Genomic DNA, 7,795 nt, shown 5'->3' with positions numbered 1-7,795 from the left:
GCCTCCCGGACGGGCGGGCCGCGCGCCGCGCGCGCGTCACCCCCGGCTGCCGGCACGCGTCGACGCCTCCACCCGGCAGGGGTGGAGCGGGCCGAAGCCGCCGACGAATCGTCGATCCGGTGCAGTCCGCACCGACGTTTCGTCGGTTCCGGGTCGGAATGAGCTGACGGTCCGAAGAGGGGGAGTCCGTCCGGTGTTCGCCTCGGCCCCCGGGGAGGCCGGGTCGGCGGGGGTGTCGCATGAAACAATCGGCCCAGGTCCCGCCGCCGCGACCGGTCCGCCGCGCGGTGTCCGGCGCCGGCCGCCCGGCCGCGCTCGCGGGACCGGTTTCGCCACCGCCGTCGAGATCGCACAGGAGCCTGTGATGGACGCCGTGTTCTCCGTACCCGAGCCGCGCAACGAGCCGGTCCACACCTACGAGCCCGGCAGCGCCGACCGGGAGCGGCTCCAGCGGCGGCTGGCCGAACTGGCCGCCGACCGGATCGAGCTGCCGATGACCATCGCCGGCGAGCAGCGGATGGCCGGCGGCGAGTCGATCGACGTGGTGCAGCCGCACAAGCACGCGCACGTGCTCGGCGTCACCGGTCACGCCACCCACGACGACGCGCGGGCCGCGGTCCGGGCCGCCAAGGACGCCGCGCCGATGTGGCGGGCGCTGCCGTTCGAGGAGCGGGCCGCGATCTTCCTGCGCGCCGCCGACCTGCTCGCCGGCCCCTGGCGGGACACGCTCAACGCGGCCACCATGCTCGGCCAGTCCAAGACCGCGGTCCAGGCCGAGATCGACGCCGCCTGCGAGCTGATCGACTTCCTCCGGTTCAACGTGCACTTCGCCCGCCGGCTCCTGGCCGAGCAGCCGATGTCCTCGTCCGGTGTGTGGAACCGCTTCGACCACCGGCCGCTGGAGGGCTTCGTCTACGCGGTCACCCCGTTCAACTTCACCGCGATCGCCGGCAACCTGCCGTCCGCGCCGGCCATGCTCGGCAACACGGTGGTCTGGAAGCCGGGCCCGACCCAGCAGTTCGCCGCGCACTTCACGATGCGCCTGTTCGAGGCCGCAGGCCTGCCCCCCGGTGTGATCAACATGGTCACCGGCCGGGGCGAGGAGGTCTCCGACGTCGTGCTCGCCGACCCGGACCTGGCCGGCATCCACTTCACCGGCTCGACCAAGGTCTTCCAGCACCTGTGGAAGACCGTCGGCGACAACATCGCCCGCTACCGGGGCTACCCGCGCCTGGTCGGCGAGACCGGCGGCAAGGACTTCGTGGTCGCGCACACCAGCGCCGACGTGGACGCGCTGCACACCGCGCTGATCCGGGGCGCCTACGAGTACCAGGGCCAGAAGTGCTCGGCGGCCTCGCGGGCGTACGTTCCCCGGTCGCTCTGGGAGGGCGGGCTGCGGGACCGGCTAGCCGCCACCGCGGAGTCGCTGACCTACGGCGACGTGACCGACTTCAGCAACTTCGGCGGTGCGGTCATCGACGACAAGGCGTTCGGCCGGCACACCGCCGCGCTGGAGCTGATCAAGGGCGACGACAGCTGCAAGATCCTGGCCGGCGGCACCGCCGACGACTCGGTCGGCTGGTTCGTCCGGCCGACGCTGTTCGAGTGCTCCGACGCCGCGCACGAGACCTTCACCACGGAGTACTTCGGCCCGATCCTCGGCGTGCACGTCTTCGACGACGCCCGCTTCGACGACGTGGTCGCCCAGGCCGAGTCGATCGCGCCGTACGCGCTGACCGGGTCGATCTTCGCGAACGACCGCCGGGTGGTCGACCAGGTGGCGGAGAAGATGCGGTACGCGGCGGGCAACTTCTACATCAACGACAAGCCGACCGGCGCGGTGGTCGGGCAGCAGCCGTTCGGCGGCGCCCGGGCCAGCGGCACCAACGACAAGGCGGGTAGCTGGCACAACCTGGTCCGCTGGACGTCGCCGCGGACGATCAAGGAGACCTTCGTCCCGCCGACCGACCACACCTACCCGCACATGGGCTGAGACGTCCGGAGGGGGCCCGTCGGAGACGTGGGGCGGGCCCCTTCCTTACCCGACAGTGCACATCGGACCCGCCATCGGGTGGCGAAAACGGCAAATCCTGGACGCCAGAGCCGACAAAGTGGCAGCTTAGAGGGCATGGCGGAATCCGGAGTCAACCCGACGGCGGCGGCCCTGCTGGGTCTGCTGCACGACGGCCCGATGACTGGCGGCCAGTTGATGGCCGCCGCCGAGCGCCGGCTGGCGCCGTACTGGTCGATGACCCGCAGTCAGGTCTACCGGGAGCTTCCCGTCCTGGCCGAGAAGGGTCTGGTGCGGCTCGGCAAGCCCGGGCCGCGGATGAGCCAGCCGTACGCGCTGACGGCGGCCGGGAAACGGACATTCTCCCGCTGGCTGGCGGAGAATCCCGGCAAGGACACCATCCGTAACCCGATCGCGCTACGGATGGCGTTCGGCAACCTGCACTCGGCGAGCCAGCTCAAGAACCTGTACGCCTCGGCGAACGAGTACCACACCGAGGCGCTGGCGGCGGTGCGCGAGCAGGTCAAGAACGCCAAGAAGGAAGGCGACAACTACGACGCCAGCGCGCTGGAGTTCGCGGTCGCCTACCACAAGGCGGCGCTGTCCTGGCTGAAGACCGCGCCGGTCGGCTGACCGCCTGCGTCGACCAGGCCAGGAGAGGCAGTAGGCTTGTCTGTCGTGACCGCTGCCGATTACGCCGAACAGCTCAAGGACCTCGACGCCACCCTGCGCAACATCGAGGCCGTGCTCGACCTCGACAAGCTGCGCGAGCAGAAGGCACGCCTGGAGCAGGAGGCCTCCGCGCCCGACCTGTGGGACGACCAGGCCAAGGCGCAGCAGGTGACGTCGCAGCTGTCGTACGTCAACGGTGAGATCACCAAGCTGGGCGACCTGCGCTCCCGGCTCGACGACGCCGGGGTGCTGCTGGAGCTGGCCCAGGCGGAGTCCGACCCGGGCGCGCTGACCGAGGTCGAGTCGGAGATCACCGGGTTGACCAAGGCCATCGAGGAGATGGAGGTCCGCACCCTGCTCTCCGGCGAGTACGACTCCCGGGAGGCGCTGGTCGCCATCCGGGCCGGCGCCGGCGGCGTGGACGCGGCGGACTTCGCCGAGATGCTGCTGCGGATGTACCTGCGCTGGGCGGAGCGCCACGGCTACCCGACGGAGGTCTACGAGACCTCCTACGCCGAGGAGGCGGGCCTGAAGTCCGCCACGTTCACCGTGAAGGTGCCCTACGCCTACGGCACGCTCAGCGTGGAGTCCGGCACGCACCGGCTGGTGCGGATCAGCCCGTTCGACAACCAGGGCCGCCGGCAGACCAGCTTCGCGGGCGTCGAGGTGCTTCCGGTGGTCGAGCAGACCGACCACATCGACATCCCCGAGAACGAGATGCGGATCGACGTCTACCGGTCCTCCGGCCCGGGTGGCCAGTCGGTCAACACCACCGACTCGGCGGTCCGGATCACCCACATCCCCACCGGCATCGTGGTCACCTGCCAGAACGAGAAGTCCCAGCTGCAGAACAAGGCCTCCGCGCTGCGGGTGCTCCAGGCCCGGCTGCTGGAGCGCAAGCGGCAGGAGGAGCAGGCCAAGATGGCGGGCCTGAAGACCGACGCGGCCGGCTCGTGGGGCGACCAGATGCGGTCGTACGTCCTGCACCCGTATCAGATGGTGAAGGATCTGCGTACCGAACAGGAGACGGGCAATCCGTCCTCGGTCTTCGACGGCGAGCTGGACAGCTTCATCGAGGCGGGAATCCGCTGGCGGAAGCAGCAGCAGCTCACCGCTGACGGTGCGTGATCACGGTCGAACGCAGCGCGTCATCGATCTCGGTCTGACCGGGTAAATCGATGACGCGCGCCGCATCGCCGGGGCGGGGGGCTTGGCTCTGCGGTTACACCGCGTAGACTACCGACCCGTGATTCAGCTTGAGCAAGTGACGAAGACGTACCCGAAGGCGTCCCGGCCTTCGCTCGACAACGTGTCCGTCTCGATCGAGAAGGGCGAGTTCGTCTTCTTCATCGGTCCATCCGGCTCCGGCAAGTCCACCATCATCAAGTTGCTGCTGCACGAGGTCACGCCCAACAAGGGTCGTGTCGTCGTCAACGGCAAGGACGTCACGTCGATGCGTTCCTGGAAGCGACCCCACTTCCGGCGCTCCATCGGCTGTGTCTTCCAGGACTTCCGGCTGCTGCCGAACCGCACCGCGTACGAGAACGTGGCGTTCGCGCTGGAGGTGATCGGCAAGACGAAGGCGGTCGCCCGTCGGGTCGTGCCGGAGGTGCTGGAGCTGGTCGGTCTCGGCGGCAAGGAGCACCGTTACCCGCACGAGCTGTCCGGTGGCGAGCAGCAGCGTGTCGCGGTGGCCCGGGCGTTCGTGAACCGGCCGCTGATCCTGCTGGCCGACGAGCCCACCGGAAACCTGGACCCGGACACCTCGATCGAGATCATGCGCCTCCTGGACCGGATCAACCGCACCGGCACGACCGTCGTGATGGTCACGCACGACTCCAACATCGTGAACCAGATGCGGCGCCGGGTGATCGAGATCGAGAGCGGCCGCATCGTGCGCGACCAGGCCCGCGGCGTCTACGGCTGAGCCGCTGACGATCCGTAGACCCTGACGACGAACACCTCACGCCGGAGAGCCGGAGGAATATCCCGATGCGGATGAAGTACGTCCTGTCCGAGGTACTGGTCGGACTGTGGCGCAACGTCACCATGACAGTCGCCATGATCATCACCATGGCGGTGTCGCTGTTCATGCTGGGCGGCAGCGGCCTTCTGTACCAGAAGGTCGGCGACATGAAGGATCTCTACTACGAGAACGTCCAGGTCTCGATCTTCCTGAAGACCGACGTCCAGGAGCAGCAGCGGACCGACCTGGAGACCAAGCTCAAGGCGGACCCGCTGGTCAAGGACGTCACGTACGTCAACAAGGACGAGGCCTACAAGCGCTTCCAGCAGATGTACGCCGACGCGCCCGACCTGGTCAACGCGGTCAAGGCCGACCAGCTGCCGGAGTCGTTCCGGATCACGCTGAACGACCCGCAGCAGTACAAGCAGATCTACGACCAGTACAAGACCGCCGAGGGCATCGACACGATCGTCGACCAGAGCAAGCTGCTGGACAAGGTCTTCGGTGTGCTCACCGGCATCCAGAACGGCGCGCTCGCCCTCGCCATCGTGATGGCCGCCGCCGCCCTGCTGCTCGTCGCGAACACCATCCAGGTGGCCGCGTACAGCAAGCGGCGTGAGGTCGCGGTCATGAAGCTGGTCGGCGCGTCCAACTGGTTCATCCAGGCGCCGTTCGTGCTGGAGGCGGTGGTGGCCGGCCTGATCGGCTCCATCCTCGGCCTGCTCGCCCTGATCTCCGTGAAGACGGTGGCGGCCGGCAGCTCGATGGCCGCCCTGGAGGGGCTGATCACCCCGATCTCCTGGTCCGAGATCTTCCTGACCTTCCCGCTGATGGCCGCCGTCGGTGGCGTGGTCAGCGCGGTCACCGCCTGGGTGACGCTCCGCTTCTACCTGCGGGTCTAGTTACCCCGGTACGGCTCTCCGAGGGCCCTCCCGCGCCGGAATAAACGGCGCGGGAGGGCTCTTGTGGTTCCGGTAGCATGATCTCCGCTCGCCGGCCGGTGGCCGGGAGCCGATCAGGAAGGGGGTGGCGCCGATGCCACGGGAAAAGGGCCGCAAGGTGGTCGCCTCCAACAAGAAGGCGCGGCACGACTACGCCATCCTCGACACCTACGAGGCGGGCATGGCGTTGACCGGCACCGAGGTCAAGTCGCTGCGCGCCGGGCGGGCGTCGCTCGTCGACGCGTTCGCCCAGGAGAGCGGCGGCGAGATCTACCTGCACGGCATGCACATCCCGGAGTACACCCAGGGCACGTGGACCAACCACGAGCCCCGGCGTACCCGCAAGCTGCTGCTCAACCGGTTGGAGATCGACCGGTTGATCGGCAAGACGCGGGAGGGTGGCCTGACCGTCGTGCCGCTCCAGGTCTACTTCTCGGACGGCTGGGCCAAGGTCGAGATCGCCCTGGCCAAGGGCAAGAAGTCGTACGACAAGCGGCAGGACCTCGCCAAGCGGGACGCCGACCGGGAGATCCGGCGCGTCGCGGGTCGGCGCGGCAAGGGCATGGACGACTGATCTGTCCCCTTCGTCCCGGCCGGCACGCCCGGCCCGGGGCTCGGGATGAAACCCGTTGCGGCAGGCGTTAGGCTTGTCAGTGCCACCAGCACGGTGGCCTGTCGAGGGGGTGACTGGTTTCGACTTCGTACGCAGCGACAGGGGAAGCGAGCCGAGGAAGCCGACGTCGTCTCGAGAATCGGTCGTCGGAAACCAATAAGCGCCAAGAACAATCGCGCTGACTTCGCTCTCGCCGCCTGAGGCGAGTAGCAAGTCTGTCGGCCTGGGAGCGCCTTCGACCCAGTTAGCCGGCATCAGCTAGAAGGCTGGCCAATCGGACCCGGTCGCGGGGTCCGTGCGGCGAGATCAATCAGCGACTGGGCCCGTCACACCAACTTGCTCGCGTGAGCGGTGGGGCCGAGTAGAGGCACAGCGAGCTGCGCTCGGAGAAGCCCTGACAAACCGGCGAAGGACCCGGGTTCGATTCCCGGCACCTCCACCACCTTGACCTGTGCGCCCCGGTCCTCCCGGACCGGGGCGCACAGTCGTTTCCGCGACCGGGTGGTGCCACTGGGGCGGCTGTGTCCGATGAGACGAATGAGGCGGCGCCGGCGGCTGGACAGGCCGGGCGGCCGGGTTCACCATCGCGGTATGCGATAGCGCCGCAGGCCGGGAGGTGCCCCATGGTCACCAGTCCGATCCACCAGCCGACCACCGTGCTCGGGCAGGCGTTGACGGCGACCGGGGAACCCCGCTGGCGGGAGCGGTTGATCGTCCACCTCGCTCCGGTCCGGCAGGGCTTCGTCGAGCACGTCCGGATCACCGAGGGCCCGGCCGGCCGCTACGCCGACCTGCTGCGCACCGCACCTCGGCTGCACCGGGGCGTACGCCTGCTGGTGGACGAGCACGCCGCGATCGTCGCGGCGCTGGCCGCGCTCCAGCACGCCGTCGGGTCGTCCGCCGTCTCCGCCGAGGAGGTGCGGGAACAGGCCGGCAACCTGCTGCGCGCACTCGACCGGCACCGGCGGCGCGGCGCGGACCTGCTCTGGGAGGCGTACCAAGCCGACCTGGGCGGTGGGGACTGAGCGGAACCGGCCGGGAGGCGGCGGCGTCCAATCCGCATGCGCCGATCGCTCGCCCTGCTCGGGCTGCCGATGCTGGTCCTCGCCGGGTGCGCCACGCCCGACTCCGGGCCGGGTGCCACCTCGTCCGCCGGCCCGGGCGCGACGCCGTCCGCCGTCCGGGACCAGCACCCCGCGTTCGACAGGCGGGCGCAGGAGGTAGCCGCACGCTGGCGCCCCGACCCGAGGTGGCGCACCGGCTACGTCCCGCTCCAGGACGCCACCGTGCTCGGCGGCGACCCGGGCTTCACCGCGGAGACGAAGCTGGCGTTCGACTCCGGCTGGTACCGGGACCAGATCCCGATGCCGACCGCCGTCCCGCCGGACGGCACGATCCGCTTCCCCGACGGCGAGCTGCGGGTGCCGCTGGTCAGCGCGGCCGACGCGTACGCCCAGCTGGACCAGGGCGACCCGCCGCCGTGCGACGGCCGACCGCGTGAGCCGCGGCTGGGCCAGCCCGGCTGGCCGGAGAGATCGGAAGAGCACACGTCTGAACTCCAGTCACTCATCATGATCTCGTATGCCGTCTTC

7 protein-coding genes and 1 other RNA gene are annotated in these 7,795 nt (G+C 69.5%); all 8 read left to right on the top strand.

Features of this window, described 5'->3' with window-relative positions; genetic code table 11:
* Positions 1-364 precede the first annotated feature (364 nt).
* The 8 genes from pruA (at position 365) to HUW36_RS20780 (ending at position 7,228) form a co-directional block, all read left to right on the top strand.
* Positions 365-1,993 carry an L-glutamate gamma-semialdehyde dehydrogenase gene (gene pruA, locus HUW36_RS20815; protein ID WP_174529701.1) on the top strand — a complete coding sequence of 543 codons (1,629 nt, stop codon included), beginning with the start codon at positions 365-367 and terminating at the stop codon, positions 1,991-1,993.
* Between the two features lie 135 nt (positions 1,994-2,128).
* Positions 2,129-2,644, top strand: coding sequence for a PadR family transcriptional regulator (locus HUW36_RS20810; RefSeq protein WP_174529700.1), 516 nt, complete (start codon positions 2,129-2,131; stop codon positions 2,642-2,644).
* A 45-nt stretch (positions 2,645-2,689) separates the two neighbouring features.
* A complete protein-coding gene (prfB, locus tag HUW36_RS20805; RefSeq protein WP_174529699.1) occupies positions 2,690-3,811 on the top strand; it encodes a peptide chain release factor 2 in 1,122 nt (373 codons plus the stop codon).
* A gap of 118 nt (positions 3,812-3,929) precedes the next feature.
* On the top strand, positions 3,930-4,610 hold the full coding sequence (gene ftsE / locus HUW36_RS20800) for a cell division ATP-binding protein FtsE (protein WP_013284225.1): 681 nt from the start codon (positions 3,930-3,932) through the stop codon (positions 4,608-4,610).
* 65 nt (positions 4,611-4,675) lie between these two features.
* Positions 4,676-5,551 (top strand): permease-like cell division protein FtsX, encoded by an 876-nt coding sequence (ftsX, locus tag HUW36_RS20795; RefSeq protein ID WP_174529698.1) that lies wholly within the window; start codon positions 4,676-4,678, stop codon positions 5,549-5,551.
* Positions 5,552-5,684: 133 nt separating this feature from the next.
* Complete coding sequence (smpB, locus tag HUW36_RS20790; protein WP_174529697.1) at positions 5,685-6,164, top strand: SsrA-binding protein SmpB; 480 nt, start codon at positions 5,685-5,687, stop codon at positions 6,162-6,164.
* A 105-nt stretch (positions 6,165-6,269) separates the two neighbouring features.
* Positions 6,270-6,645: a transfer-messenger RNA gene (ssrA, locus tag HUW36_RS20785) on the top strand.
* Between the two features lie 181 nt (positions 6,646-6,826).
* Complete coding sequence (locus tag HUW36_RS20780; RefSeq protein ID WP_174529696.1) at positions 6,827-7,228, top strand: hypothetical protein; 402 nt, start codon at positions 6,827-6,829, stop codon at positions 7,226-7,228.
* Positions 7,229-7,795: the final 567 nt, after the last annotated feature.

Origin of the sequence: Micromonospora maritima (assembly GCF_902825405.1) — a bacterium.
Classification (GTDB): domain Bacteria; phylum Actinomycetota; class Actinomycetes; order Mycobacteriales; family Micromonosporaceae; genus Micromonospora; species Micromonospora maritima.
The sequence above is the reverse complement of the archived record's forward strand: the minus strand, read 5'-3'. Positions and strand labels throughout refer to the sequence as shown.

Coding starts and splice junctions, on each gene's coding strand:
- pruA (WP_174529701.1), top strand. CDS start 365: ATGGACGCCGTGTTCTCCGTACCCGAGCCGCGCAACGAGCCGGTCCAC.
- HUW36_RS20810 (WP_174529700.1), top strand. CDS start 2,129: ATGGCGGAATCCGGAGTCAACCCGACGGCGGCGGCCCTGCTGGGTCTG.
- ftsX (WP_174529698.1), top strand. CDS start 4,676: ATGCGGATGAAGTACGTCCTGTCCGAGGTACTGGTCGGACTGTGGCGC.
- smpB (WP_174529697.1), top strand. CDS start 5,685: ATGCCACGGGAAAAGGGCCGCAAGGTGGTCGCCTCCAACAAGAAGGCG.
- HUW36_RS20780 (WP_174529696.1), top strand. CDS start 6,827: ATGGTCACCAGTCCGATCCACCAGCCGACCACCGTGCTCGGGCAGGCG.